Genomic DNA, 25,394 nt, shown 5'->3' on the forward strand with positions numbered 1-25,394 from the left:
ATAGGCCGAGGTCAGTGATCGGGTTGAGTCCCCCCGCGCAACCTGCTGAGATAATCCTAATATCAATGCTCGACTGGGGTCCTGGGAAGTGCTGATCCACAGCATGGCGGCCGCAAAGGTGTGGGGCTTGACAGGTCTGGGATACTGAAAGCAGTACCGCGGTTACGCGATGCGTCTATCACGACACAAGGTGCCCTATGCGCAGTGAAGACCTCAAGATATTGTTCGACCAGCAAGCTGTCAGCTACGACAAGCAATGGGAAAGGATGGCGCCGATTCGCGCCGCCCTCTATTTGCTGCTCGAATCTCAGTTCGCCGGCCTGCCGGAAAATGCCCGGATACTCTGCGTCGGCGTTGGCACGGGGGCGGAACTTGCCCATCTGGCGGAGCGCTTCCCCGGCTGGCATTTCACTGCTGTCGACCCTTCGGGCGCTATGCTTGATGTCTGTCGTCAGAGGGCCGTTCAGCATGGCTTTCTCGCGCGCTGCTATTTTCACGAAGGCTACCTGGATACGCTCGTCGCCGAGGCCAGCTACGACGCGGCTACCTGCTTGCTGGTCTCCCAATTCTTGTTGGAAGAAGATGCCCGCACCAGGTTCTTTCGCGAAATAGCCCAGCGCCTTAAACCCCACGGAATATTGGCGAACGCCGACCTTGCCTCTGATACCGAATCGCCTGCCTATGAGGTGCTGTTACGAAGTTGGATGACATTGATGTCCTCCCATGGTCTTCAGCCAGAAGTGCTGGAGCGAGCGCGTATTGCTTACGCCAGAGATGTTGCGATCCTGCCTGCGCAACAGGTCGCGAGCCTTATCAAGGCCGCCGGGTTTGACACCCCTGTACAGTTCTTTCAGGCGGGATTGATGCACGGATGGGTCTGTACGCGGCGAGCACATCTGGAGTGAGTTAGAGACATTTTCATAAGCGTGCGTAGATGACGGGTAGGGCCTTGAAGACTGAGCGGGTGGAGCGAGGCGCGGTGTGCCGTTCGTTACGGATGCTGACTCATTCATATTAATGCTGCTTGTTTGCATAATTTTGCTGTAGCGCGACTCGCCGCCCACTCATGAAGCACAGTGTGCCGCCCAGCGCCGTCAACAAGCTCAAGGCATAGAACATCGTCGGCGCTGGGGTGTGCATGAGCAGGAAGCCGCAGATCACCGGGCTCAACGCGCCGCCCAGGGCCGCGAGGTTCTGCGCGCCGTAGTAGCTGCCGCGCAGTTCTTCCGGTGCCAGGGTGTCAACGAAGAGGAATTCGGCAGGGTAAATGATCATCTCACCGAGGGTGAAAATGAACATCGCCACGCACCAGGACACCAGGCTGTCGGCCAGGCTGAAGCCGATCAGACCGAGGATGAATAGGCTGGTGCCACCGGCGATCCAGTAACGCAGCTGTTCGCGCTTGAGAAAGCGGCCGATCTGGTATTGCAGCAGGATCACGGCAATCGCATTGCAGGCGAGCAGGGCCGCCATGGTTTGCAGCGCGCGCTGGGAGTCCTCGACCACCAGCAGGTATTGCGACAGGTACAGGGTAAAACGCCCGTGGACCACGGTACTGAGCAGGCAGCCGCAGGTGAACATGATCAGCGTGCGGTCGTTTTTCAGGGTCACCAGGGTCTTGAGAAAACTCTGTGGCTGACCGATCGCGGGGGCCGGGGCCGAGTCGCTGGGAATGCCGCTCATCAGGAAGATGCTGCCGAAAGCGATGGCGCCGGCAATCAAGAACGGTGCAATCGGGTACACCCCGGCAATCACCACGCCGAGCATCGGGCCGGTGGCGTAGCCGATATTGGTAAGGGTGTAGCGTAAGGAAAACGCCTTGGCCCGCTGTCCCACGGGCAGGTTTTCGCTGAGGATCGCCTTGGAACCGATCAGGAACAGGGCCGACGCGGTTTCGGTGATCACCAGGGTCAGGGTAGTCAGGTAGAGGTTCTGGGCGAAGGTCAGCAGTACGAATCCGATGGCGCTGGAGAGCATGGTCAGGATCAGTAGCCGGCGTTTCTCCAGGCGATCGATGATGTAGCCACCGTAGAGCGCGAGCAGGGTGGCAATGAACACCGCGATGCCCAGCAACAAACCGACGTCCTGTTGGTTGAGACCGAGTTTGTTGCTCAGGAACAGGGTGAGCAACGGGCTGGTAATGGCTCGGCTGACGACGATAGTCAGTGAAACGATCATCAGGCGGCGGATGACGAGCGAGTAAGTGGCCACGGTGGGGCAGATGTCCTTATTCCAGTTTTTAGCGTTTGTTTGCGCCGAGGCACTGCCATCGCGAGCAGGCTCGCTTCCACAGGGGAAGGTAATTCAATTGTGGGAGCGAGCCTGCTCGCGATAACGCCCGATCAGGCAATAAAAGTTTCAACCCAACCACCGCTCGAGCAGTCCAACCGACTCCAGCGTTTCTAGCCGCGCTAGTTGCCCCAGCAACGCCTCGGCTTGTACCCGCGGCATCACTCGCTCCGCCAGGCTGAAAAATTTCTGCTCCAGCGCCGCATCGCTCATCGGATTGGCTGGCGCACCCAAGGGCGGATCGACGCACAGCCGCGCCTGCCGACCGTCCACGGTCCGCACGCAGACCACGGGTTCGCCATCCTCTGACCGTCGCGGGTCAACTTCAAGGCGAATGCGCGACAGCCAGCGGTCAATCCGCGGGTCGCGGCGCGTGGTCTCGTCATAGGCTTCAAGTCCGCAATGCCCGTGTACCAGCCGCGCCGCCAGGGCGTAAGGCAGGCTCATCTGCGCTGCCGGCAGCGTGCTGACATCCTGGCCACCGCACATGTCCTGTAGAAACCCGCACAACGACACCTGAATGTCTTCGACCTGATCGGCGCCGACTTGCAACTGATCCAGCAGCAACCCCAGCGCATCGATGGCCGAATGGGTGCCACGGCACGAGGCATAGGGCTTGATCGAGCAGCGGGCGAGTTTCCACACCGAGCCCAGATCCGCGTCCAGCGCTTGCGGTTCTGCCGTCGGCCCGGCCAGGGTCTTGAGAAAACCGCCCCAGACGTCATCGAACAGCCTGGCCGGCCCGGTGATGCCCTGCTGGGCAAACCGCGCGGCCAGCAATCCTCCTTCAGCCGCACGGCCGCTGTGCAGCTTCTTGCTTTGCGAGCCGTCATGGATGAACGCCCACAAGCCCCCGCTGAAACTGCCCGCAATGCCAAGCGCAGCGAGCGTTTGCCCGGCGTCCAGTCTCAGGACGCGCGCACCGGCGGCTGCTGCGCCGAACACCCCGCAGGTGGCAGTGGAATGCCACCCCGCGCCGTTGTGCGCCGAATAGCCGCCGCAGGCTTCGAGCACCCGGCGACCGACTTCATAGCCAAGCACCACGGCCGTGATCAGCTCACGACCGTTGACCGTTCCGGGCGCCATCGACACCGCGGCCATCACCGCCGGCAGGACCACCGCTCCGGAGTGGTCGCAGCCACCGGTGTCGTCCAGTTCCAGCGCATGGGCGGCGACGCCGTTGAGCATTGCCGTCTGGGCGGCGCCGAGTCGCAGGTTGGTGCCCCAGACCAGGCTGTTGCCGGTTTCGCCCTCGAAGACCTGACGTGCCTGCCGTGCGACGTCGCTGTCCGCGCCGGCCAATGCCGCTCCGAACGTATCGAGGATGTGCCGTTTGGCCTGCGCCACCAGCGCCGCAGGCAAGTCTTCGAAGCGAGTGTCGACGCAGAACTGCGCCAGTCGCTGCAGGCGCTCGGTCATAGCAGGTAGTCCCGATAGTGCCGCTCGTACACCGAGGCGGGGTGATCGCCGGCCGTTGGCAGCGCCGAGTCCGCCCACCATTGGGCGACTTCGCAACCTCGGGCGATCCATACATCATCGTGCTGCTGGATGCTCCGCAGCAGCTCGCGCAACACGCCGATTCGCCCCGGCGTGCCGATGATCTCGGGATGCAGGCGCAGCACGTAACACAGGCCGAAGCGGTGAAAGCCGGCGAAGTCCATTTGCAGATTGCCCAGAGTGTGACTGTAGGAAGCGATCCGCGATTGCGCAGGTGGTACCGCCGGGCTCAGGTTGAAGGCGAAGTAGGGCTCGTCCTCCAGTTCATAGTGCAACGGCAGTTCGATAATCCCGGGTGCCGTAGGGTGAGCGAAAGGCAAATCATCGCCACGCCATGACGACGACCAGCTTATGCCGTGTTCGCCCAAGGCCTCGATGAACCCCGGTGCGCCATTGCCGGCGGGGATGCGAAAACCGCTGGGGCGCTGGCCGGTCAGCGCCTGCAATGCTGCACACCCTCGGGCGATTTCGTCACGCTGCTGCGCCAGGTCGAGAGTGTCGTAGTTGCAGTGGCGATAACCGGTGCAGGCAATCTCATGCCCGCCTGCTTGAATCGCCTGGATGTGTTGCGGGTTTTCTTCGGCAACGATGCCGGGAATGAACCAACTGCTGCACACCTTCAGTTCGTCGAACAGCCCCAACAGGCGCTCGACACCCCGTTGTGTGCCGTAACGCCACACGGACAGGGTCTTGTCGCGCCCGGCGACTTCCGGGGCCTGGGTGAGAATGCCGTGGATGTCGTTGTAATCGACCGTCAACACGACAGCGCAGCGGTAGCCCAGGGGCCAGAAAACCGAATCAGCCATGGTGATGCTCCTTGAGCCACCACTGCGCGACATCGCGGCAGGTGGCAAACCACACGTCGTTGCGCTGGCGCATGTGTTCGAAGAGTTTTTCCAGCAGCAGGATGCGTCCCGGCTTGCCGGTGATCTTGGGATGGAACAGGGTGGTCAGGCACAAGCCTTCATTCATGGCGCCGTCGTATTCGCGACACCAGTTGTCCAGGGTCAGCTCATAGCTGGCGGTGCGATCCAGCCCTGACGGAAAATCCGGCGCGCGGGTATAAGCCAGTGAGGCGTAGTCATCCATCTCCCAGCGGCCGGGGATCTCCACCAGGGGCGTGTCAAAACCCGGCACCTTCACCAGGTACGGGCGGTCATCGCCACGCATGCTGCTGGAATAGGTCACGCCGGCCTCGACCAGCATCGCCGGGGTCTCGGCGCGCCAGTCGCCGGAGGGGGTGCGAAAGCCTTCGGCGCGGATGTTCAAGTGGTTCCAGAACACCTCGCGGCAGCGCTTCATCACGTCCTTCTGCTGTTCCAGCGTCAGGGCGTAAAAGGATTCGTGCTTGTAGCCGTGGTACGCCACCTCATGCCCGCGCTCGACAATCGCCTGGCACTGCTTCGGCCAGTTCTCAACGACCCAGGCCGGGACGAAGAAGGTGGTCGGGATGCCGAAGGCGTCGAGCAGATCGAGCAGTCGCGGCAGCGCCCGGTAAGGACCATAACCGCCAAATCCGAAATACTCAGGCTTGTGCCAGATCGAGCCGTTGAGCATGGCATCGCCGGTGGGGCCGTCGAGGTCGAAGGCCAGGGCGAGGCAGGCTTTGTGCGGCGCCGGCCAGGTGGGTTGGGGTGAGGAGGACATCGTGGTGCTCCAGCTATTTCATAGGTAAAGCCCAATCCGTGTGGGAGCGAGCCTGCTCGCGATGGCGTATCAGCGCACCCGTGTCGACTGACACACCATCGCGAGCAGGCTCGCTCCCACAACAAACGGACAGGCTTGTTCCTTGCGGTTACTTCCCGGCGTTAATGGTCGCCGTCTTGATCGCGCCCAGCTCCAGCTCCCACTTCTTCAGGATCGCCTGGTAGCTGCCGTCGTCGATCATGCTCTGCAGTGCGACTTTCACCGCTTCGCTCAGCTCAGGTTTTTTCTTGCTGACGCCCAGGCCGGTGAACTGCGACGAGATCGGCAGGCCCACGGTCTTGTACATGTCCTTTTCCTGGGTCTTGAGGTACGGCAGGGTTTCGCTGCCTTGCATCGCCGCGTCGATACGGCTCTGGCGCAGTTGCGCACGGGCGTCGGCGGAGCCTTCGGTGCCCACCACGTTGATCGCCGGTTTACCCGCCGCTTCGCAGTTGGCCTTGCTCCACTCGGCGATTTCCGTAGGGAAGGTGGTGCGGCGGCTGGTGCCGACTTTCTTGCCGCACAGGTCGATAATCTCGTTGATGTCTTTGTTCTTTTGCAGGGTGTAGAACTGCGGACCGCTGGTGAAGTAGTCAACGAAGGTCACGCTGGCCTGACGTTCGGCGGTGTCGGTCATGCCCGACAGCACCATGTCGACGCGGTCGGTGGTGAGCGCGTTGATCATTTGTTCGAAGCCAGTTTCCTGCCATTTGATCTTGATGCCCAAGCGTTCGGCCAAGGCGTTGCCCAGGTCATAGTCCAGGCCGGTCAACTGGTTGGTGGCCGGGTCCTTGAAATCCATCGGCGGATAGTTCGGCATGATCGCGACGACGATCTCGCCCTTGTCCTTGATGCTGGCCGGCAGTTCGGCGGCGAAGCTGAAGCTGGAGGCCATCAAGCCTGCGAGTACTGCTGGGATTACGAAGTTCTTCATGGTCGTTCTCTTTTGAGTGTTGTGAGCGCCAAAGGGCGCTTAGGTTCGAACGGCAGAAATGAAGCTTTGGGTGCGAGGGTTTTGCGGACTTATTAGTATTTCTTCGGGGCTTCCAGCCTCCACGATCTGCCCGCCGTCCATGAACACCATGCGATTGGAAACCTCGCGAGCGAAGCCCAGTTCATGGGTGACGACGATCATGGTCATGCCGGTCTGCGCGAGGTCGCGCATCACCGACAGCACCTCACCGACCAGTTCCGGGTCGAGTGCCGAAGTGGGTTCATCGAACAGCATCAGCTTGGGGCGCATGGCCAATGCACGCGCAATGGCTACGCGTTGCTGCTGGCCACCCGAAAGTTCGATCGGGTAGCTGTTGCGCTTGTCGGTCAGGCCGACGCGGGCGAGCAATTCCAGGGCTTCTTCATTTGCCTCTTTGGGCGAACGCTTGAGCACCTGGCAGGGCCCTTCGATGATGTTTTGCAGCACAGTCATGTGCGGAAACAGGTTGAAACGCTGGAACACCATGCCGGTGGACAGACGTTGACGGGCGATCTGGGACTCGTTGAGTTCGTGCAGTTTGTTGCCGACGATGCGGTAACCCACCAGTTCGCCATCGACCCACAAGCCACCCTTGTCGATCTTTTCCAGTTGGTTGACGCAACGCAGCAAGGTGCTTTTACCGGAACCGGACGGGCCGATGATGCACAGCACTTCACCTTGCTCGACTTCGATATTGATGTCTTTGAGCGCGTGAAACTGGTCGTAATACTTGTTCAGACTCACGGCCTTGACGATGCTTCTCATGTAGGGCTCCTCAAGAACGCTTGCCGGCGCCGCGAGCGAAACGACGCTCCAGACGGCTTTGACCAAAGGACAGGACGGTGACGGTGGCCAGGTACCAGATACCCGCGACGATCAGCAGCTCCATCACCCGGGCGTTGGCGTAGTAGATGTTCTGGGCGTTGTAGAGCAGTTCCGAGTACTGGATGACGCTCGCCAGCGAGGTCATTTTCACCATGCCGATAAACTCGTTGCCGACCGGCGGAATGATGATCCGCATCGCCTGCGGCAGGATGATCCGGCGCAGGGCTTGCAGGCGTGGCATGCCAATCGACTTGGCGGCTTCGTACTGCCCGGTGTCCACCGACAACAGGCCGGCGCGCACCACTTCGGCGGTGTAGGCGCCCTGGTTGATGCTCAAGCCCAGGAGGGCGGCCGCGAATGGCGTCATCAGGCTCACGGTGTCCATTTCGAACAGGCCGGGAATACCGATGGTGGGGAAGATCAGCGCCAGGTTGAACCACAACAGCAGTTGCAGGATCAGCGGCGTGCCGCGAAACAGCCAGGTGTAGGTCACCGCCACGTAACGCAGGATCGGGTTGGCCGACATGCGCATGATCGCCGTGATCACCCCGAACACAATACCCAGCCCCATCGCCAGCACGGCCATGACGATGGTATTGAGCAAGCCCCACATGATCGCTTGGGAGGTGAGGAACTGGCCGATGTACGACCATTCGATCTTGCCTTCGGCAAAGGCGCGTACCAGGCCGATGATCGCTATGAGGATCACGGTGGCGAAAAAAATCCGCCCGTAGTAACGACGTGGCACGTGGTCGTACTGGGTTATATCAAACTGGTTTTCCGCCAGTTTGCGCTCCGCCTGAAGTCGTTCTGCCTGAGTCTGACTCATGTTGTTTCTCCGAACACGGGTATTGCAGGTCAAACACATTTCCTTGCAGGTGCCGGCTTGCCAGCTCCTACCAGGGTTTTGCGTTGTCTATCAGAGGCGGAAGCCCTGATAGTTCTTGGTCCATTCGTGTTGCGCGGCGAGGGCGGTCTTCAACCGGCCGATCTGCTCGCGCACCTGCTGCGGCGCGGTACCACCCCAACCGCTACGGGCAGCGATGGCGGCTTCTAGCGTCAGGCTGTCGCGTACTTCCGGGGTCAGGCGCGGATCGATTTCGGCCAACAGCGCCGGCGAGGCTTCCCACAACTCGATGTCGTGTTTCTCACAGGCCTGAACCAACGCGCCGGTGATTTCATGGGCTTCCTTGAACGGCACCCCGCGCACCGCCAGCCAGTCGGCCACTTCGGTCGCGAGGGTGAACCCGAGCGGTGCCTGGCGGCGCAACTCTTCAACGTTGACCTTCATGGTCGCGACCATCCCGGCCATGGCGGGCAGGACCAGCAGCAAGGTGTCGACGCTGTCGAGCACGCCGTTCTTGTCTTCGCTCAAGTCGCGGTTGTATGACAGTGGCAGCGATTTCAGGGTAGAGAGCAGACCGGTGAGGTTGCCGATCAGGCGACCTGCCTTGCCCCGGGCCAGTTCGGCAATGTCCGGGTTTTTCTTCTGCGGCATGATTGAGCTACCGGTGGCGTAGGCATCGTCCAGGGCAACCCAGCGAAATTGCCGCGATGACCACAGACAAAATTCTTCGGCAAGGCGGGAAATGTTGATCCCGAGCATGCTGGCAATAAACAGGAATTCGGCGACGTGATCGCGGCTGGCCACCGCATCGATGGAGTTTTCGCAGACGCCGCTGTAACCCATTTCCCTAGCCGACTGCTGCGGCAGGCGCGCGATGGCGGAACCGGCCATGGCGGCGGCGCCGAGTGGCGACAGCGCGGTGCGGATGTCCCAGTCCACCAGTCGTTGCACGTCACGCAGCATCGATTGGGCGTGAGCGAGCAAGTGATGGGCAAAGACGATCGGTTGCGCCTGTTGCAGGTGAGTGAAGCCTGGGCAGATGCTTTCGATGTGTTGTTCGGCCTGATCGACCAGCGCTTGTTGCAAGGCAAGTACTTCGACGGCCAGGGTGCGCACGTGGTCGCGCAGGAACAGACGCAGGTCGTTGGCGGTCTGGTCGTTGCGCGAACGGCCGGCGCGCAGCTTGCCGCCCAATGGGCCGAGGCGCTCGGTCAGCAGGCGTTCGATGAACGTGTGGACGTCTTCGTCATCCAGCGTTGGCGCGATGCTGCCGGCTTTGAAATCAGCGCCGATACCTTCCAGCGCGTCGAGCATGGTGTGGGTTTCCTGCTCGCTCAACAGTCCGGCGCGTTGCAGCTCACGGGCATGGGCCTTGGAGCCGGCGAGGTCGTACGGGGTCAGGCGAAAGTAACGCTCAGGGCAACGGGACAGGGCCGCCAGGGCTTCGGAGGGACCGCTTTTGAAACGGGCCCCCCAGAGACGTTCGGTGGGGTGAGACATTGTTATTTTCCTCGTCGGTAAAGCGAACTGATATGGATGCGAAGAGCCGAGAAGACCCGCCGGAAATAATTCGGGCGTGGTTCGGCCTAAGCAGTTTTCAAGAGGGCAGTTGCAGCGTTGCGAGAGCTGATCGAAGTGTCAGCTTTTAGCAGTTCGAAGTCAGTGAGTTGGCACTGAAGTACGGGGATTATTAGCGGTTGCCAAGCCTGGTTTTCTGTGTTCATTATTATTGGCCAGCTTTATTTTTGTTGTTGGACACAGGTTGTTGAATAGCGCGCCAGAGGTAAATAAGCATTATGGAAACCCCACTTTCCAATTCCGGAAACCCGGCGCCAAAAACGCTGCATCGGGCGCCGCTGGCCCTCAGCGGGCTGGATTTCAAACTGCTCAAAGTGTTCAAGGCTGTGGTCGAGGCTGGCGGTTTCAGTGCGGCGCAGAACGAGCTGAATGTGGGGTTGGCGGCCATCAGCAAACAAATTTCCGACCTTGAAATTCGTATTGGTATGCGCTTGTGCACCCGAGGTCGAGAGGGTTTTCATCTGACCGAAGAAGGCCGATTGGTGTATCAGGCATCGATTGATTTATTTGCCTCGGTCGATAACTTTCGTGATCGGCTTAGTTCCGCGCAGAACGAACTTGTTGGTGACCTGGGAGTGGGCGTCATTGACAATACTATTTCCGACATTAATTCACCGTTAGTTGCAGCGCTTGAACGAATAAATAAAGAGTCACCGAAAGTAAGGTTTCAACTTCAGACCTCACAACTGGATGAGGTTGAAAGAGGGGTCGTAGAGGGGCGCCTGGTGGCCGGTATCGTACCGGTTTATCAGAAGCGCGAAGAGTTCGACTATTACGCGTTGTATGAAGAACGCTCAGAGGTTTACTGCGCGATCGGCCACCCGTTGTTTGCGGTGTCGGACGCAGAAATCGGCAGCAACGTACTCAAGGAGTACGAGTGCATCAACCATCGCTACGCGATCCATCGCGACAAATTGAATTTTGCCCGGTACGACAGTTTTTCCGCCTCGGCGACCCAGGTGGAAGCCGTGGCGCTGCTGATCAAGACCGGGCGTTTCGTGGGTTTTCTCCCGCAGCATTACGCCGCGTCGATGGTGTCTGAAGGGCAATTGCGAGCCTTGCGGCCGGACCTCATTCACATCAGCACACCGTTTAATCTGATCCTGCGTCACAACATCGTGCGCAGTCCGCTGGTGAAGGCATTTGCCCAGGCATTGGGCGTCGATTTGAAGGCGTCGACTTGATAACAATCATTAAGTAATAGATAGCTCCCGCCCCGACGACGCGGCAACCAAACTGATCTGGCTTGGGTTGCGTAATATCACAGCAAAGTGGGGCCCAGCGGCACATGACATCCCGCCGTACGGCCACGCAAGAGCACCCGAACTTGTGGCGAGGGGATTTATCCCCGCTGGGCTGCGCAGCAGCCCCAAAACCACCCAACCCGATACACCCGGCCCCGGAATTATTTAGTGGCTTGAAATTAAACCCGCTCCCTTCGCTATGCAGCCTTATCTGCAGGATTCGGCACTTAGGCCTTCTCCCGCAGACCCGTCTTGCTAAAGTTCGCGATTCATAGGCCGACAGACTTCGTTTCCACCTCACGGATGAATCTAATGTTCCGCTCTGTTTTTTCTGGCGTTGCTTTGCTCGCTGTCGCCGCTGCCTGCAATGCCCAGGCTCAGACCGTCACCACGCCCGAACAACTGCTGACCGAATTTTCCCGTTGCGATGCGCATTTCTTCGAGAGTCTGCGCGATGCCCGCCTGCCGGCAGGTACCGTACGCCTGAGTGATTACGGCTCGGTCAAGGCACCGACCATCATGAGCCCGCTACAGGAAGGCGGCACTTACCAACACTTCGAAACGCCCCTGATCGTCAACGGCGTGCAGATGGTCGGCTATTACAACCAGGCCGAAACCATCAAGAATGTCGGCAATTTTCTGTTCTGGGGTTTCGTAGCCGATGGTTCGCCGCAAGAGGTGGCCGCAAAACTCAAACCGTTGATCGTCGATAACGCGCGTTTTGTCGGTCAGGGCAAAGCCATTACCCGCGCCGAAATTCGCCGCGTTGGTGACCCGATCGGCCAATGGCGCACCGAAGGATTGACCGGCCCCGGCGTCGTCACTCCGTTTGGTTTCGTAGACCGCGTGTTGATGGTCGACACGGGCGACACAACACCGCCGCTGGCAGGGCACACCACCGTGTTCTGCTCGCTACAAGGCACCGTGACCGCGCCGCTCTTGCAGGTCTATCGCCCTGACCTCAACGCTCGTCTGTTCGACTAACAAGGATACTTTTCATGAATGCTCGCTGGCCCGCACTGATCGCCTGCTCCTTCATCCTCACAGGATGTGCCGGAATGCAGAACCCGCAAAAAGCCAACCTCGCGCACTGCACAAATCAGATTAAGGCGTCCAAAGCCGAAAATTACCCCCTGGCGCTACAGGAAGGTGATCTATGTCTGCAGAAAAATACCTTGCCCGCCTCGCTGGAAAGTTTGATTTACGCGGTGCAGGCCGACGCCCACAGCAACCTCAAGCATTTCCCCGAAGCGGTGGCTGCCAAGGAAAAATCCATCCAATTGGAGGCCAAGCCTGATGCGCGCGCCAATCTGGATTTGAGCAGCATGTATCGCGACGCTGGCAACCCGAAAAAAGCGCTTGAACTTGTGCAGTACAACCTCGACAACGGACTGGGAGAAGCCGGAAAGGGCTCCGGCTTCCACATGCCGACCTACTATCATCAGGGCCTCGCGCTGACAGACCTGGGTCAGTACCGAGAGGCCGCTGAAGCATTCAGCACCGGCCTTGAGCGCCAGGCGGACTATGCCTGGGCCTATTACGAGCGTGGGATCGCGTACGACCATTTGGGAGATAAGGACGGCGCCAAGGCCGACTTCATGAAGTTCTCGCAGATCGTCAACAAGAAGTACGTACGTGAGGAGCACAAGGCCAAGCTCGCCGAGTACAAGATTTCCATGCCGTGAGGTGGTTTCCCAAAATAAACAGCATCGCCACCGAGCTACACACGTATCGCTCCGGTTTTTTGTCATGACTGGCGGTGTACTGCTGACATTGGTGTTCCTGTGTATCTCCTTCAGGACGTTCGGTCGCATTTAACGCATGAAAGAAGAAGACCGCTTCTATTGAAACGGTTGTCAGTCATGGCGCCCAGAGCCCACATTCATCCAGGTAATCGGTTTCCCCACCCATGAAAAAGTTGATTCTCGCGTTGCTTTCGGTCGTCCTGCTTTCCGGGTGTGTAACCAAGTCTTTGAGTGTCGAAGACCGCCACCAGATCAAAACGATCAAGATCCTTCCCGTGTACTTTGCGGTAGAAAACTTCAAATACACGAGCATGACTCAGGCTTGGGGAGCAGGACTGGGGGCCGGAGCAGGTGCAGCGACTGGCATGTTGGCCGGAGCATCGAGCGCTGGCACAAGCGCGTTGACGGGCGCCGGCTCGGTCGTGGGTACCAAGGCGGCCGATGGCGCGACGGCGGATATTTCCCAAGCGATTCTGAACAACATGCAAGCCCACGGTATCGATGTGGGCAAACTGGTGCGTGAAAGCTTCGAGAGGCGCATCAAGCAAGAAGGGCTGTTCACCATCGTGGCGCAAGGCGAGAGAGCGGACGCCGACGTTGAAATCATGGTCATGCAGTGGGGGCTTAGCCTGAAAAACTACAGCTCTGTGCTTTACCCAGTCATTGGTGTCAACGGCTCCATGAAACGCAGCGGCACCTCGGTTTGGCGCAACTTCAATACCATTTCGGCATTCAATGAAAGCAACACCCTCGCTTACACCCCTGAGCAGTACGCCACCGATCCCGAAGCAGCGCGTGCGGCGTTTTCCCGGGTGTCTGATTTGGCTGTAGGCAAGCTGATTGAAGACCTGAAGCAATAACCGCATAGGCAAACCGAAGTGCTGCAGGGGCAGGCGCGCATCAAGGCGGTGGGGAGGAACAAGATTGTCTTGAGCAAATTGACCAGCGGCGCTTAGTCGGTACCATTTGCGAAACGCCCGTCAGCTAAGACAAGCTCCCCGTCTTCCCAGACTCGATAAGGATGCGAGCATTGAAGTTTGAAAACGGTCAGTTTTCTGGCAGCCATGGAATTATCTTCAGCGTATCGCGCTTCACCTTGTCGGCCGATGAGCGGGGTAGTCTCAGAACGCTGCATTTTGGTGAAGCGAAAGCCGCCCACTATGAAGTGAGCAACCGGGTGGTGGAGCTCTACGACAAAATGCTCGCCAAGGATCTACCCTGCCAAATGATGGTCGGGATTTCCAACCCCTTGACCCGGCAGCAGGGTGATTTACTCAACACCCAACGAATGAGTATCGCCAACCTCACCAGCGGGGTTTTCGCCGCAGCGGCCGGCAAGTTCATGCCCGGTGCGGTCATCCCTGTGGGATGGGCTGTCCGCGAGTTCACGTTGGGCAAATTGCCGACTTATCACGCCGGTGATGTCATCGTAAGCTTGGATGCACAGGTCAGCGGTGGCATAGGTCCGCAACACTCCGCTTCCTCTATGATCATCAAGGCTCAAGGCGGCTAAGACTATGAATGAATTTGGCCTATACGCCTTGGCATATGCAGTGTTCCTGCTGTTGTTTTTCTATATGAAATCCTACGGCCTCAGGAAATGGCTAGGCATCGCCCTGGTTGCCCTGGGGTTTGCGAGCATTTTTACACTGCCGTCTTTCGTCTCCGGTTTTGATCTGGGGATCGCCTCAACCAGTGCTATTGGCATTGGCGCGGCACTGTTTTTCAGCCGGGCCCGGTATATGGCATGAATCTGTGTTCCTCTTTTATTGACCACTCGCTCCGTGGCTACCAGCTGTCTCGATAGTCGAAAGCAATCTGATAGTCGTAGCTGCTCCAATCAATTGAGTGTTGAAAGTGAGGCTGGAGGGTTTTGACCCATTCCTGGGGAACATCAAACCCTCCGTTATTGACATTGTTTTCGATTGGAATCCCTAGGGCTTCAATGACAGAGCCGTCTTCACCCAAGTCTTCGGAATACTCCTCCCCCTCGCAGGATTCGGTTTGCTTGCTATACCACTCAAGTCTTAGTTTGAGTCCCATTTGATCCTCACAAATATTTTTTGATATTACGGTTTTTTTTCGGGCCGTCTGTCTGCTCGCCCGTAATATGATCGAAGGCCCCTAGATGACTTCCATCGCTCGAACGATAGGCTTCCAATTCGCCATGTGAAGAATCCCATTCGTAAATGGTTCTGCCCTTCGCATCAAGCCAGCGATCCCTTAGGCCGCCACCTCCTTGTACAGGTGTTTTTTTCTTGCCTCTTTTCAATCCAGGGAAGCCAACAATTTCATGGGTTTTCGGAGCTGGGTGATAGTCGTGGCCGGTCTCGGCCATGCCCTTTCGAGGAACACTCAAAACCACATAAACCGGCCGAACCCCCGAATCAGCCGGAAATACCAGAATGAAATCCCTGTACTCCGGCGGATAAATCGGGTCGACGATGACGCTGTCGGCCATCGGCGTCGGCGGGTAGATCCAAATAGGTGGCGCCTGAGGCGCAGCTTCCAGGGCGGGAATGCCGAGGGTGTCGGACGGGTTGGTAGCCGGCGTCCAGATCAATTCGATGCCATCCCCCAGGTCGGCGATGAACTGATCGGCTCGCGGGGTGAACTGAACAACGTCGACCATTTCCCAATCGCGGTTCTGGCCGGTGTAAAAGCCGTAGCCCTTGAGGCTGCCATCGGCCTGCTGCTCGATGCTCAAGCGCACGCGGCTGCGGGCCTGTTTGAGGTTGCGTAACTGGTCTTCGCTGTAGAGCGCGCTGTCACCCAGATTGGACGGCCAGAGCAGGGCGACGATGCCGGTCAGCAGCGCTGCGCCGACGGTGCCGCCGGCAGTTGCAGCCGTGGACGTTGCCGAACCGCCCAGCGCGAGCCTGCCCAAGGTAACGGGAACCGTGCCTGCGCCGATCTGCTTGAGGGGGATCGTGCCGGACGGGGCGGCGCTCCGGCCGCCGAGCCACATGAGATCGCCGTACTGCTTGACCAGATCTGCCGGCACGTAGCCGTTGGGGTTGTTGTAATCGATGATGCCGTTGGGGAGCTTGCAGCTCTTGGCAAACACGCATCCGGCCACGGAGGACAAAGGCTTGTTATCCACCGTGGCCCAGCGCGCGTGTTCATAGGCAGCTTGCCGGGCAAGCATGGCTTCGTAAGCCTGCTGCCGGGTTTCGCGCTCGGCCAGTTCGCTGGCGGTCATGTCCCGATAGGTGACGTGATGCCCATCGCCGCTGGGCGGGTTTCGGACCTGGGGGATGTCGTTTTTGCGTGCCGCCACGTAGTGAGTCTCGTCCGGAAAAAATGCAGGACAGACGCTAACGCGGGAAGAGAGGGCCGCGATGTAGGAGGTTTCTTGAAGTGGTTGTTCTGGTTTCCTCAATACAGGTAGGGCTGGCTATTTGAGGTTCGGAACAATCTGCAGCGTCAGATCAGGCTGTCAGACATTGGGCACCCGCAACTCGCCAGCCGACCTCGCCTTGCGCCTTTGCCTACAACTACGCCAGAATCCGCCGGCTTGTTCACCTTGGGTTGCGTCGGTAGTTTGAGTCCTGTCACTGCTCATCAGTGATCGGGTTTAGTCGCCCGTCTCAACCTAAGACGTATCAGGTCCCTATCGGTCAGGTTTACTGTTCCTGTTTGATGGTGGCTGTACGCAGGGCGCCTTCGGGCGCGCCGGGATTCTTAGGTTCACCGGTCGACTAACCTGCGTACAGCTGCCGCCCTCTGGTTTAGTCGCGAGATGGTTTCAGCATCACTTACAGGAATCTAAGTAGATGGCGAAAATTACACCAAATCCCCCAGCGACAGACGAACCCACATCCCGTGCCCAGTCTGCCCGTAACAAGAAAATCGAAGACGCTGCTACGCGAGCGTTGGATTTTTACCTGAAACCCAAGCCTAAAAGCGAAACGTCTGACAAGTCCGACTCCATTTTACGGATTGATCCGGGGGTGGATTCTGAGTGTTTGCTTGCGAATCTCAGTGAGAATCTGGCTTCGGCGAATGCCATGATCAGTGATTTGGCGTTTGATCTGGATGGTTCGCGACGGCGTGTTGCGATGGGGATTTTGCAGGTGATTGAGGTGAGTGAGCTGTTGGCGAATCGGGCTTTGGATATTGTTGAGGTGAGGTAGGGCAGCAGCGTGCGTGCCGCCTGGATTGAAAAAGGTCTTGCCTAGCAAGACCTTTTTTGTGCCCGAGGGAGACTCGTGCACCCCATATAAGTCATGGTCTATAGCTTGATTTTATATCAAGGGATACACGGAGGGATACAGGGGCACGATTGCTGTAGTCCGGTTTGATGTTGGCGCTTAATAAGCGCCGTACCGCTTACCAGCAGATAGTAACCCTTTGATGTCGAATAGTGGGTGCCCATAGAGAAAGCTTGGTGTGACTTCATCATCGTCTTCATCGGGATTGGAATGTTGATGGATGGGGAAAAAAGGTACATCGCGATGATCTCTAGCGGAGTCGGCTCGATATCGTTCTGTTGGGATACCGGGTTCGTATAGCATGTAGGCGAAGTCGGTCATGGAGTTGACCCGGAGCAACCAATGCCAGCCAGAGGGTAGACTCAACCTGAGATGCCAGCCTCGCTTACGCTTCTGCGCTGAACCAACCGTACCACCTAGCTCCTTTGCCGCTAGGGTATGGATAGTGGGTATAAGGTCATCTGGAATGGAGTCAAGTTTGTTTAGCGCTGGCAAATCCCAGGAAAGACTAAATAGAGACGCTAAGAAGCTGAAGGTGGATGGGTGCTCTTTGGCTGAGGCCAAGTGTTCGGAACACACCGACATCTGAATCATCACAGCGGCGGTAGGGCTTCCGATCGTGGTTGCTGCATAGCATTCCGCGTTTTTCCCACAGACGACGCATCCATTTCCTTTCGCAAATACGAAGGTTTTTTCTACGCTGGTGTTTGCTAGCCGACCTTCAACGAACTGAATCGGCATACTCAAAATTTTGCGGGTGTGATCTTGCCAAGCCTCGAATACGTGCTTCCCGGTAGGTGTATCAAGCAGCTTGTAAAGCTCCTCTTCCGACTGAAGTTTTATCCACGGTTTGTTAGTGAACGCTAGTTCATCATGTGTCTCACCCGTTGTTAGGCGATAAGTTCGTAAGCATCCGCAATCTTGATTTGCGTCGAAAACAAGAACGCCAGCTTGCTGACTATTGATCCAGTAGCGGCGTGGGGCGAGAGCCACAAGCCTTTTCCAGAAAGCCTCCTTGTGGACGCTCAGCTCTAGAACAAACGAAATGCGGCTCGGAACCGCCTTCAGAAAATCAAAAGCTTTTGAACAAACCCAGGTGTCGATCAGTTCTGCCGTAACCTCATCTGCAGGAATCGCATCCATTCCTCCGTCGATTTTTATGAGTTGGCGTGGCTTAGAGGTATAAAACATATATTCCTGCGTAGGTTCATGGGTAACAAGAAAGTCTTTGTCCTCGAGACCCGGGCGTTCGTCAAGCTTTCCGACCAAGCTGAGTCGGTGCATGGGGGCGAAGTCTCACAAGCACCTGGGCATCCCGCTAGACAGACCACGAAAGTCGCCGGGGACCCTGTAGTCGATCATGATGCACGGGGTCGGAAACCCGCGGGGCCTTGGTAGTGGGTGGTGCTCCAGCTTACTGAAATTTCAATGTTGAAATTGAAAGGATCTAGAAGAAAAAGGGGCATCATTACCGTGTCGGTAAAAGTGGCCTCCGGCCAGCCGTTTCGTAGGGCAAATGCACTGGTGACCGATCAGTTCATCTGTTCGCTACGCAGGGAGTGCTCAGGCTAACCCGTGCCTGCTGTGTCTTCTAAAGGTTCCCGGACAGCTTTGGCGCTGTGTTTCTTAGATATCGCTGATGGAATTGATGTCTCCGGGGAGCGGGGGAGTATTCTTATGTGGTGTTACCCCAGTTACAGGTGTAACGGTATTGCTAAAACTATTGATTTTAAAGAGAATTTTTCTGATAACATCATCTATATTTTTAATAACGAAAAAGTGTTACCACGTCTCTGGGTGTAACGCAGTTGAGAGCAAGAGCTGCCGGTTTTCAGATGTAATGCGATAAAATTATCGACATGGTGGAGAACCGCAAATGGATTTATGCAATTTCTTTGAGTCGGTAAAACTGAGATCTAGACACAATAGTGTAGTAATTTTTAACTCGACCTATAATTACAGCTAAAAGCGGGATGCCGTGCTCGCTGCTCATAGCCTTCCAAGTAGATAAGTCGGTAGGTGATGGGGTAGGGAAATCCTCGGGGTGGGTGTGCCACTCTCCTAAATAATTATCTTCCCCGTTGCTCTGGTTCCAATATTGGCCAAGGATAGTGGCATGGCCAAACTCCTTGCGATCAAAGCGGCAGCGAGACCTCTTGTCTTTGAGTTGGGGGGTGGTTATTGCGACTACCTCCATATTGGAACTGCGACGCTTGCCGATTATTATTCCTCCTGACTCCATGTCTCTTGGGTTTAATTGTTTTTGTTTCTCTAGTTCATTGATTAATGTCGTCGGTAAAATAACTAAAGTGCCGCCCTCTGTCATCATGGTTTTGTATTGCATATTGGGCACAGTGCTCTTTTTTTTGGTGAAATAGGTTTAACTACTTTTCCGGCGTCGTAATCTATAAGAATACTTCTGAGTGTGGGGTTGGGTTTTCCTCCCGCCCAAGCTACTGCCAATTCAGCAGCAAGCCCAGCTGCATGAATGGCAGCAGGGACAGAAAAAGGAACTAGCCACTCGCCGCAAGAACCAAGATGTTTGTAGTTAAGCTCATAACCGACTCGCATCAACGAGAATGATGATCCTGGAGTTGCATGATCTAGGCAGTGGAGACATGCATTAGTGTCGCCGTCCATAAGGTATGCCTGAGCTCCACATCCTGCTCCGGATACCCATGAATAAATTATCGGCGGTAAACCTGTAGATATTTTTATTTCACTCAAGAACTGTGATAATCCCTGATTTCCGGTAGCGTCGATAATGAGATCATAATGTTTTATTGAGGAAGTCTCCCTCAGGCGGGTTGTAGATGATGATAAATTTATTTCTGGATACTTTCCGGCTAGTTCACGTTCCAAGGCGTTGGCCTTGAACTCTCCAACTTGTCCGAATCCGAGGTAGTGCCGACCGAGATTTCCAACTGATAAACGGTCATGATCTATCAGTACAAGTCTACCTCCGAGAAAGCCTGCGCCTTGTTTTGCCAGTAAGTCACTTAAAAAACCTCCAACTGCGCCACAACCGATCAAAGCAATATTTTTTCCGGAAAGATTGGTTCTATCGCCGATTAAGTTTCTATTTATCCAAGACTCAGGGTCGGAAGGGATTGGTGTAAGTCGTGTAACCTGAACGTTAACTGCATGGGCTTTTATCACTGCGCGCATGAATCTATCAGGGCTTGAAGATTTTAGTAGTTTTCGAACTAGCTTGAGATCGAGGAATATCGCACAGGATGTGTTGATGGCGCGAACAAGAATAAACACATTATTAGACTTGGCTCGAAAGGCGTCCTTGATGGATTCCAGGACGCCGTTGCGCGCATCATTATCTATAGAGGCTAACCATAGAGATAAGAACTTAAGATTTCGAGGTGGCCAATTTAACGGAAGCGCTCCAAGAGGAGACTTTATGTCGACAATGCGCAGTAGGACATTGGAGAATAGGTCTTTAGCCCCCCAAGGTTTATAGCGCTCTGCGAAGCTAGAGTTATCTTCCCCTAATATCCATATGATCTCTTCCCGATTATCCGTCTTTGGAAGCTCGACAATACAAGCATTCTTGTGTAGGCCAGGTTTTATACTGAAAGGTATGTCTAGAAGTACGTCGAGCCCATCCCAGTAAACCGGGAATTCGTCGCGAGTATCCTCAAGAGTTTTGTTGTCGATAATTTTAATGATTAGCTTTTCTGCCAGAGCTAAGCATCCCAAGACGCCAGCTCCTAGTCGGTCGCGCGGTAAATAAGCTTGGTCTCGTCCGATGTAGCATAGAAACCCATCACTACTTATATGTGCGCAAGCCTTGGGGAAATTTTCAGGGCGCCCCAATAACTGAATCCATGGAAGGGAGACTAAAGTTTTGTCTTGGATATAAAGTCTAACTCTGACTGATGTTTTTCCAGCAGAAAGAGTGCCCGAATAGATGGGGAGTGGAGTGCTTCTTTCAAGTTTGAAGCCCCGCCCCCGGAGTGCTTGATGAACGTCACTGAGGTCCATCTTTACGCTGATGTCCTGTTGCCCACAGGAAGAATCACAGGTGTTCTGTCGGGCGAATCTGATTTGACCGTTTCTACGACAACTCGAGTAGCGTCATTTGGAAATCTTGTGCCAAACTCCGAAATCAGCAGGTCGCATGACTCTTGTGGGGAACTAGAACCCTGAATAGCTTGCTGGATTTTCAATGCAAGGTTTTTGAAGCGCTGGATGACTTCTTCTCGAATGCCATCTTCATCTAGGCGCTTGGCGAGATCCTCTTGTTCCTCATCGGACTTATCCAGTGTTGTCGGATTTATCAGCTTGCCAGATAAAATATCAGGAAGTTTGCTCACTACTCCAAGCAGAGCTAAGTCATCGCGAGCATATATTTGTGTGTCATAAGCCTCTGCTGCAGCGACCATGAGCAAAATGGACTTAGGGTCCCCTTTGGTCCAAGTCTGGTGATCACGCCAACCTTTCAGGTAGCGCATAATATGCCTAAGTTGTTCCGACTTCAGTGCGATTTCACCGTTCACCCAATCCTTAACAGGGCGGGGATCATTATCTCTCCACCCTCGATTTTTTGTTGCCATGAGAACGCCATGGGTAGGCATTAGGTCCCAGTTGTCATCCTCAGGCGCTTGATCCGCAGCGTAAGCCTCCATGCCGGCCTTCAGAATATATTCTCGAGCCTCGCGAAGCTTCTCGAACTCCTCATCAGGGATACTATATACAGGAACGTCAATGTGCTTATCAGGCGCGATCTCAATACGAGTACAGTTAGGGTTGTCGTCATATAGAGTCCAACCATCCGTATCATCAGCGAGTTCCCTTAGAACTTTTTCAACACTATTAAATAATGCAGTGCTAACCACTGACGGAGGTTCTTGTTCCAGGTAGCTGAATGGGAGATAGGTGCCGTCGTCCAAATCCGCTTGCTGAGGAGCTCGGCATGGAGAATTTAGCGTTTTATATGCCCAAGAGCCCTGAGTGAAAAAGCGGGGCGCACGGACCCTCTCGTCCGTCTGCAGCTCCTTCTGAAGAACACCGGGGAGTCGTGTCCTCAACCTATCGCGGATGCGCGTGCGTGCGCTCTGCATCTGGGTCCGTTCATCCTCTTCAAGCGTCAACTCGGTGAGGTAGGTATCGTCGTAAACGGTGCTACGAAAAAGGCTATGAAGGTTGAACGTGGGCATAGGAGCGAACCCTTGAGGGGAGGTTGGATCCACTATATGCTGTGATGGCACTTTCTGTCCAACACAACATAAGGGGGTTGGATGTACTCAGTTTTCGGGTTGCAACGCTTTTTCTACACGTTGCTTGGCATCACCATAGCGATTTTCTTTCTCGCGGTTTGGATGGCCGAGACGAGCGCGGGAATAGCGACGGTCTCTTTGTTTTGGAAGATAGGTACTGGAGTTTTTACCACTGTATTCCTGCTCGGTAGTATTCCATTTGTTTTTAAAAAAGCATGGAGACTGTATGAGCGAGCTTCCCCTGGCGCATTTCCAGACTTGTCGGGTCGATGGGTTGGAACACTCGAATCAAACATCAATATTCAATTGGCAGTTGAGAGCGCTGCAAAATCAGCAGGTGGAATTTTTGATGCAACAGATCCCTGGTGTATCGAAACTGAGGGGCTAGAGTTGTTGCAGGTCGAAGTATTAATCAAATCGACGCTGAGTTCGATTGATCTATCCATGGTAGTAAAAGGTGAGCAGGTAACGCGTTCTCATAGTGTCATGTGCAAACCTGTATGTAGTAATGGTGGCGAGCCACATAAGTTGTATTATGTTTATAGATCAAACAGGAAGAAACCCGCCGCTGACGATGAGTCGCACCATACTGGCGCTGCTGAGCTTGACGTTCGTTGTGACGGAAGTGTGTTGGTAATGGAAGGGGTATATTGGACTGTGAGGAATTGGCGAAATGGACGCAATACAGCAGGTAGGCTGACCTTAAGAAAGCTCTCTAGCGAATGATTGACTTTACCTAGAAAGGAATCCGTAAAATGTTAAATCATGAATATGCTTTGCTGGGTGGAGTGAATCGAGCGTTTATTGGTCGTTATATTGGAGCTGCCGCTAGCATTATTTCAGGAGTTATCGTTTTTTTGCTGCTTTCTTTAGTGGATTTGGCTTCGACTTTTGGTATGGCTGTTAATTTGCCACCTACTGCTCTGTCATTGGTCGGTGCAGGTGTGGTTTTCTCAGTGTTATACATGTTGTTCGATAAGTTTGTATGGCGTTGGAGCCTTGCAACCAAGTGGCTCAAGGTCGCTGATCTCTCCGGTGAATGGACTTGCAATGGAAAAACTCTAAGTGAAAGTGGGGAAGTTCGATATGAGTGGAGCGCAGATGTCACGATTTGCCAGACGTGGGATAAAATTCGCGTCAGGCTAAAAACTTCTCAGTCTGGGTCGAATAGTATCGCTGCTGCTTTGTTGTATGATGAGGCAGAAGGGTATCGCCTCCTTTATAACTATAGAAATGACCCAAGGGCAGATCAGCCGGAGCTACGTAGTCATGTAGGATGCGCCAATGTATTGTTTGATAAAAATTTATTAGTCGGTAGTGGTGAATACTTCAATGGGCATGGTCGGCCTACTTTTGGTAGAATGGAATTTACTAGAAAGACTCTTGCGGCAGTTGAGAAGGTATAACTCTGATTGGTGAATTGCGGATCATGACACATGTTTTTTTTAGGCTCAGGATAATCCATGTTGTGGGTTAATAATTTGTTGTCTACACTCGTTGATAGGCGAGTTAGCGACTTTTCGGGCTTGGGTATTGTCTTCTATACGAGTCCGATGGTTCTTCCTTCCTATTCGATGGGAGATGTATTGCCAGTGGGGGTGGAGCTGCCAATTTCAGGTATTGAAAAAATTGTAGAGTGCTTGGTGGGGGTCTCAAGTTATCAGAGCGAATGGCACGATGGGTTTCATCTTATTGATTTTGAATGTCGATCATTATCCCATATGTGTCAGTTTTTAAGTCCTTCACCTGAGCTTATTTTGTCTCCAGCCAAAGGTTCGATGCCTGTAGGCTCTAGATATTTTACTGCACAGGCTGTATCTAGATTGTCTTGCGTGTTTTGCTGTGCTGTCATTAACTCTAAAGGTGCAGTAAACATATTTACAGGCGGAGAGGTTAGGGCTTGGAAAATCTGACGTTAACATCCAAAGAGCTCGGCCTTCTCGTTAAGATATTATTTTGGTCTACAGTGGCTATATTTTCTTCTTGGCTAGCGATTCGGTTCGCTTTTTTTGAAGATTTATTAAGTTGGCAACGATTGTTTTCAATGGTCTCAAGTTCGTTTGCTTTGACCAGTGGGATGTTCTTCATTTTCTGCAAGTGGGGTTGGAAGTTTTCAATTTTGCCAGAAGTGATAGGTCGTCCTGTTCTCGAGGGTGTTTGGATTGGCGAGCTTGTCTCAAATTATCAAGTTGTTCCTGGGGAATCAATGCCTCCGGTTAAAATGGTGTTTGTAATAAAGCAAACCTATCTAACGCTTTCTCTTCAGAGTTTTTCTGCGTTCCAAAGTGGAAGTTCGGAAGTTGAGGCAATACTCAGTAATCCTCGGACTGGTTCAGTTCGGCTGACATATATATTCGAACTCCGTAGTCCGTATAAGGGTGAGGTTAGGCTGGTCAAAGGTGTAGGTGATCTGAATGTCATTTCTAACGAGCTTTTGAAAGGTGGTTACTGGACTAATAGTCCAAGTAATGGAGAGTTAAAAATGAAGAAGGTGTCATCCACTTCAAAGGCTTTTACATCTTTTTCTGATGTTCGGAGGGAGTGGAGCAATGATCACGATTGGAGTGCAAGTTGAGATTAGTGGATGGCTTGGCTTTAATCGCAGATATTATGGGTTTCAAAGCTAACTTATTATAATTCCAACGTTCCAGTCCAGCTCAGTCTGGTGATAGCCTTAGCTGTCAGAGGAACGTCGAAGGTTCAGTTGTCTCTTTGTTATCTATTTACTAAGCCAGCCTTCGACGACATCAGAGCCGTGCTTGATTTTCCACTCTTTCAACGTTTTGTGATTACCGCCTTTGGTCTCTACGACTTCGCCTGTGTGCGGGTTTTTGTAAATCTTCAGCTGGCGAGGCTTACGAGTGCCGGGGGGTTCAGTCGACATTTGAGGGCGCTTGCTGCTCTGTGGGTCCAGCAAGTTGATGATGTGCTTCAAGCTGAAGCCATATTGGTCCAGCAGCCCGCGCAGCTTGGTCTCGAACTCGATTTCTTTCTTCAGGCCGGCATCGCCCTTCAGGGCTTCCAGAGCCTGGAGCTGCTCGGCCATGAGAAAAGGGGACGGATTTATTTACTTTAAGATCCTTCTCCGGCAAGGCCTGCTCCGTTCGCGTCATCAGCGCCTTACGTTTCGCAGCGTGATCCTTCGCGGCGATCACGCTGGCAATCCCGAAGAGCGTTTCCAGGTTGCTCACCATCCGCCGTTTCGCTTCATGGGTTTCGGTCAGCCAACTGCCTATCGCTGCGATGATGTCGTCCATGGATTTAC

Annotated in this window: 27 protein-coding genes and 1 pseudogene; 13 read left to right on the top strand and 15 right to left on the bottom strand. The window is 54.8% G+C overall.

All coding sequences use genetic code 11. The features are described from left to right. Window positions 1-197: 197 nt before the first annotated feature. Window positions 198-905, top strand: a complete 708-nt coding sequence (locus QOM08_RS04790) for a class I SAM-dependent methyltransferase (RefSeq protein ID WP_188252255.1) — start codon at window positions 198-200, stop codon at window positions 903-905. Between the two features lie 109 nt (window positions 906-1,014). On the opposite strand, the gene QOM08_RS04795 is transcribed toward QOM08_RS04790, so the two are convergent. The 8 genes from QOM08_RS04795 to argH all read right to left on the bottom strand — a co-directional run bounded on the left by QOM08_RS04795 (window position 1,015) and on the right by argH (window position 9,617). Continuing rightward, the gene (locus QOM08_RS04795) at window positions 1,015-2,211 is read right to left on the bottom strand and encodes an MFS transporter (protein ID WP_188252254.1); all 1,197 of its coding nucleotides are present in this window, start codon (window positions 2,209-2,211) and stop codon (window positions 1,015-1,017) included. Window positions 2,212-2,358: 147 nt separating this feature from the next. Further along, the gene (locus QOM08_RS04800; RefSeq protein ID WP_188252253.1) at window positions 2,359-3,708 is read right to left on the bottom strand and encodes an MmgE/PrpD family protein; all 1,350 of its coding nucleotides are present in this window, start codon (window positions 3,706-3,708) and stop codon (window positions 2,359-2,361) included. After that, window positions 3,705-4,592, bottom strand: coding sequence for a polysaccharide deacetylase family protein (locus QOM08_RS04805; RefSeq protein WP_188252252.1), 888 nt, complete (start codon window positions 4,590-4,592; stop codon window positions 3,705-3,707). Before QOM08_RS04805 ends, QOM08_RS04800 begins: the two co-directional genes overlap by 4 nt. Further along, window positions 4,585-5,433, bottom strand: coding sequence for a polysaccharide deacetylase family protein (locus QOM08_RS04810; RefSeq protein ID WP_188252251.1), 849 nt, complete (start codon window positions 5,431-5,433; stop codon window positions 4,585-4,587). The genes QOM08_RS04805 and QOM08_RS04810 overlap by 8 nt, the downstream gene beginning before the upstream one ends. A 148-nt stretch (window positions 5,434-5,581) precedes the next feature. Continuing rightward, on the bottom strand, window positions 5,582-6,406 hold the full coding sequence (locus QOM08_RS04815) for an ABC transporter substrate-binding protein (RefSeq protein ID WP_107321510.1): 825 nt from the start codon (window positions 6,404-6,406) through the stop codon (window positions 5,582-5,584). 39 nt (window positions 6,407-6,445) lie between these two features. Further along, entirely contained in the window at window positions 6,446-7,210 is a 765-nt protein-coding gene (locus QOM08_RS04820) for an amino acid ABC transporter ATP-binding protein (RefSeq protein WP_107321511.1), read from the bottom strand. Window positions 7,211-7,220: 10 nt separating this feature from the next. Continuing rightward, a complete protein-coding gene (locus tag QOM08_RS04825; RefSeq protein ID WP_107321512.1) occupies window positions 7,221-8,099 on the bottom strand; it encodes an amino acid ABC transporter permease in 879 nt (292 codons plus the stop codon). 90 nt (window positions 8,100-8,189) lie between these two features. After that, entirely contained in the window at window positions 8,190-9,617 is a 1,428-nt protein-coding gene (gene argH / locus QOM08_RS04830) for an argininosuccinate lyase (RefSeq protein ID WP_188252250.1), read from the bottom strand. Window positions 9,618-9,913: 296 nt separating this feature from the next. On the opposite strand from argH, the gene QOM08_RS04835 reads away from it, so the two are divergent. From QOM08_RS04835 to QOM08_RS04860, 7 genes and pseudogenes are all read left to right on the top strand, one after another. Then, a complete protein-coding gene (locus tag QOM08_RS04835; RefSeq protein ID WP_188252249.1) occupies window positions 9,914-10,879 on the top strand; it encodes a LysR family transcriptional regulator in 966 nt (321 codons plus the stop codon). Window positions 10,880-10,913: 34 nt separating this feature from the next. Next, window positions 10,914-11,108, top strand: a pseudogene (locus QOM08_RS29030) (hypothetical protein); the annotation flags it as partial. 143 nt (window positions 11,109-11,251) lie between these two features. Then, window positions 11,252-11,923 carry a hypothetical protein gene (locus QOM08_RS04840; protein ID WP_223194574.1) on the top strand — a complete coding sequence of 224 codons (672 nt, stop codon included), beginning with the start codon at window positions 11,252-11,254 and terminating at the stop codon, window positions 11,921-11,923. Between the two features lie 14 nt (window positions 11,924-11,937). Further along, window positions 11,938-12,624: a tetratricopeptide repeat protein gene (locus QOM08_RS04845; RefSeq protein ID WP_188252247.1), complete on the top strand. Its 687-nt coding sequence runs from the start codon at window positions 11,938-11,940 to the stop codon at window positions 12,622-12,624. Window positions 12,625-12,848: 224 nt separating this feature from the next. Continuing rightward, window positions 12,849-13,544, top strand: a complete 696-nt coding sequence (locus tag QOM08_RS04850; protein WP_107321517.1) for a hypothetical protein — start codon at window positions 12,849-12,851, stop codon at window positions 13,542-13,544. A gap of 170 nt (window positions 13,545-13,714) precedes the next feature. Further along, a complete protein-coding gene (locus QOM08_RS04855) occupies window positions 13,715-14,197 on the top strand; it encodes a hypothetical protein (protein WP_188252246.1) in 483 nt (160 codons plus the stop codon). 4 nt (window positions 14,198-14,201) lie between these two features. Continuing rightward, window positions 14,202-14,435, top strand: coding sequence for a hypothetical protein (locus QOM08_RS04860; protein WP_188252245.1), 234 nt, complete (start codon window positions 14,202-14,204; stop codon window positions 14,433-14,435). A 37-nt stretch (window positions 14,436-14,472) separates the two neighbouring features. Here QOM08_RS04860 and QOM08_RS04865 read toward each other — a convergent pair whose 3' ends face one another. Together QOM08_RS04865 and QOM08_RS04870 are read right to left on the bottom strand one after the other, a co-directional pair. After that, the gene (locus QOM08_RS04865) at window positions 14,473-14,727 is read right to left on the bottom strand and encodes a colicin E3-like toxin immunity protein (RefSeq protein ID WP_188252244.1); all 255 of its coding nucleotides are present in this window, start codon (window positions 14,725-14,727) and stop codon (window positions 14,473-14,475) included. A 7-nt stretch (window positions 14,728-14,734) separates the two neighbouring features. Then, window positions 14,735-15,964 (bottom strand): colicin E3/pyocin S6 family cytotoxin, encoded by a 1,230-nt coding sequence (locus tag QOM08_RS04870; protein ID WP_188252243.1) that lies wholly within the window; start codon window positions 15,962-15,964, stop codon window positions 14,735-14,737. Between the two features lie 496 nt (window positions 15,965-16,460). Between QOM08_RS04870 and QOM08_RS04875 the strand changes: the two genes are divergently transcribed. Then, window positions 16,461-16,820: a DUF6124 family protein gene (locus QOM08_RS04875; RefSeq protein ID WP_188251299.1), complete on the top strand. Its 360-nt coding sequence runs from the start codon at window positions 16,461-16,463 to the stop codon at window positions 16,818-16,820. A gap of 177 nt (window positions 16,821-16,997) precedes the next feature. Here QOM08_RS04875 and QOM08_RS04880 read toward each other — a convergent pair whose 3' ends face one another. The 4 genes from QOM08_RS04880 to QOM08_RS04895 form a co-directional block, all read right to left on the bottom strand. After that, complete coding sequence (locus tag QOM08_RS04880; protein WP_316912634.1) at window positions 16,998-18,182, bottom strand: hypothetical protein; 1,185 nt, start codon at window positions 18,180-18,182, stop codon at window positions 16,998-17,000. A gap of 598 nt (window positions 18,183-18,780) precedes the next feature. Beyond that, window positions 18,781-19,242: a Mov34/MPN/PAD-1 family protein gene (locus tag QOM08_RS04885; protein WP_316912635.1), complete on the bottom strand. Its 462-nt coding sequence runs from the start codon at window positions 19,240-19,242 to the stop codon at window positions 18,781-18,783. After that, window positions 19,224-20,894 (bottom strand): ThiF family adenylyltransferase, encoded by a 1,671-nt coding sequence (locus QOM08_RS04890; RefSeq protein ID WP_316912636.1) that lies wholly within the window; start codon window positions 20,892-20,894, stop codon window positions 19,224-19,226. Before QOM08_RS04890 ends, QOM08_RS04885 begins: the two co-directional genes overlap by 19 nt. 2 nt (window positions 20,895-20,896) lie before the next feature. After that, window positions 20,897-22,069, bottom strand: coding sequence for a CBASS cGAMP synthase (locus QOM08_RS04895; RefSeq protein WP_316912637.1), 1,173 nt, complete (start codon window positions 22,067-22,069; stop codon window positions 20,897-20,899). An 81-nt stretch (window positions 22,070-22,150) separates the two neighbouring features. Between QOM08_RS04895 and QOM08_RS04900 the strand changes: the two genes are divergently transcribed. Genes QOM08_RS04900 through QOM08_RS04915 form a run of 4 tightly spaced genes read left to right on the top strand, consistent with a single transcriptional unit; the run spans window position 22,151 to window position 24,704 of the window. Next, complete coding sequence (locus tag QOM08_RS04900; protein ID WP_316912638.1) at window positions 22,151-22,855, top strand: hypothetical protein; 705 nt, start codon at window positions 22,151-22,153, stop codon at window positions 22,853-22,855. Between the two features lie 29 nt (window positions 22,856-22,884). After that, complete coding sequence (locus QOM08_RS04905) at window positions 22,885-23,535, top strand: hypothetical protein (protein ID WP_316912639.1); 651 nt, start codon at window positions 22,885-22,887, stop codon at window positions 23,533-23,535. A 57-nt stretch (window positions 23,536-23,592) separates the two neighbouring features. Further along, window positions 23,593-24,042, top strand: coding sequence for a hypothetical protein (locus tag QOM08_RS04910; protein WP_316912640.1), 450 nt, complete (start codon window positions 23,593-23,595; stop codon window positions 24,040-24,042). After that, window positions 24,030-24,704: a hypothetical protein gene (locus QOM08_RS04915; RefSeq protein ID WP_316912641.1), complete on the top strand. Its 675-nt coding sequence runs from the start codon at window positions 24,030-24,032 to the stop codon at window positions 24,702-24,704. The genes QOM08_RS04910 and QOM08_RS04915 overlap by 13 nt, the downstream gene beginning before the upstream one ends. A gap of 144 nt (window positions 24,705-24,848) precedes the next feature. Here QOM08_RS04915 and QOM08_RS04920 read toward each other — a convergent pair whose 3' ends face one another. After that, entirely contained in the window at window positions 24,849-25,175 is a 327-nt protein-coding gene (locus QOM08_RS04920; protein ID WP_316912642.1) for a histone-like nucleoid-structuring protein, MvaT/MvaU family, read from the bottom strand. Between the last annotated feature and the right edge of the window lie 219 nt (window positions 25,176-25,394).

Source organism: Pseudomonas sp. P105 (assembly GCF_032614175.1).
Taxonomy (GTDB): Bacteria; Pseudomonadota; Gammaproteobacteria; order Pseudomonadales; family Pseudomonadaceae; genus Aquipseudomonas; species Aquipseudomonas rhizophila.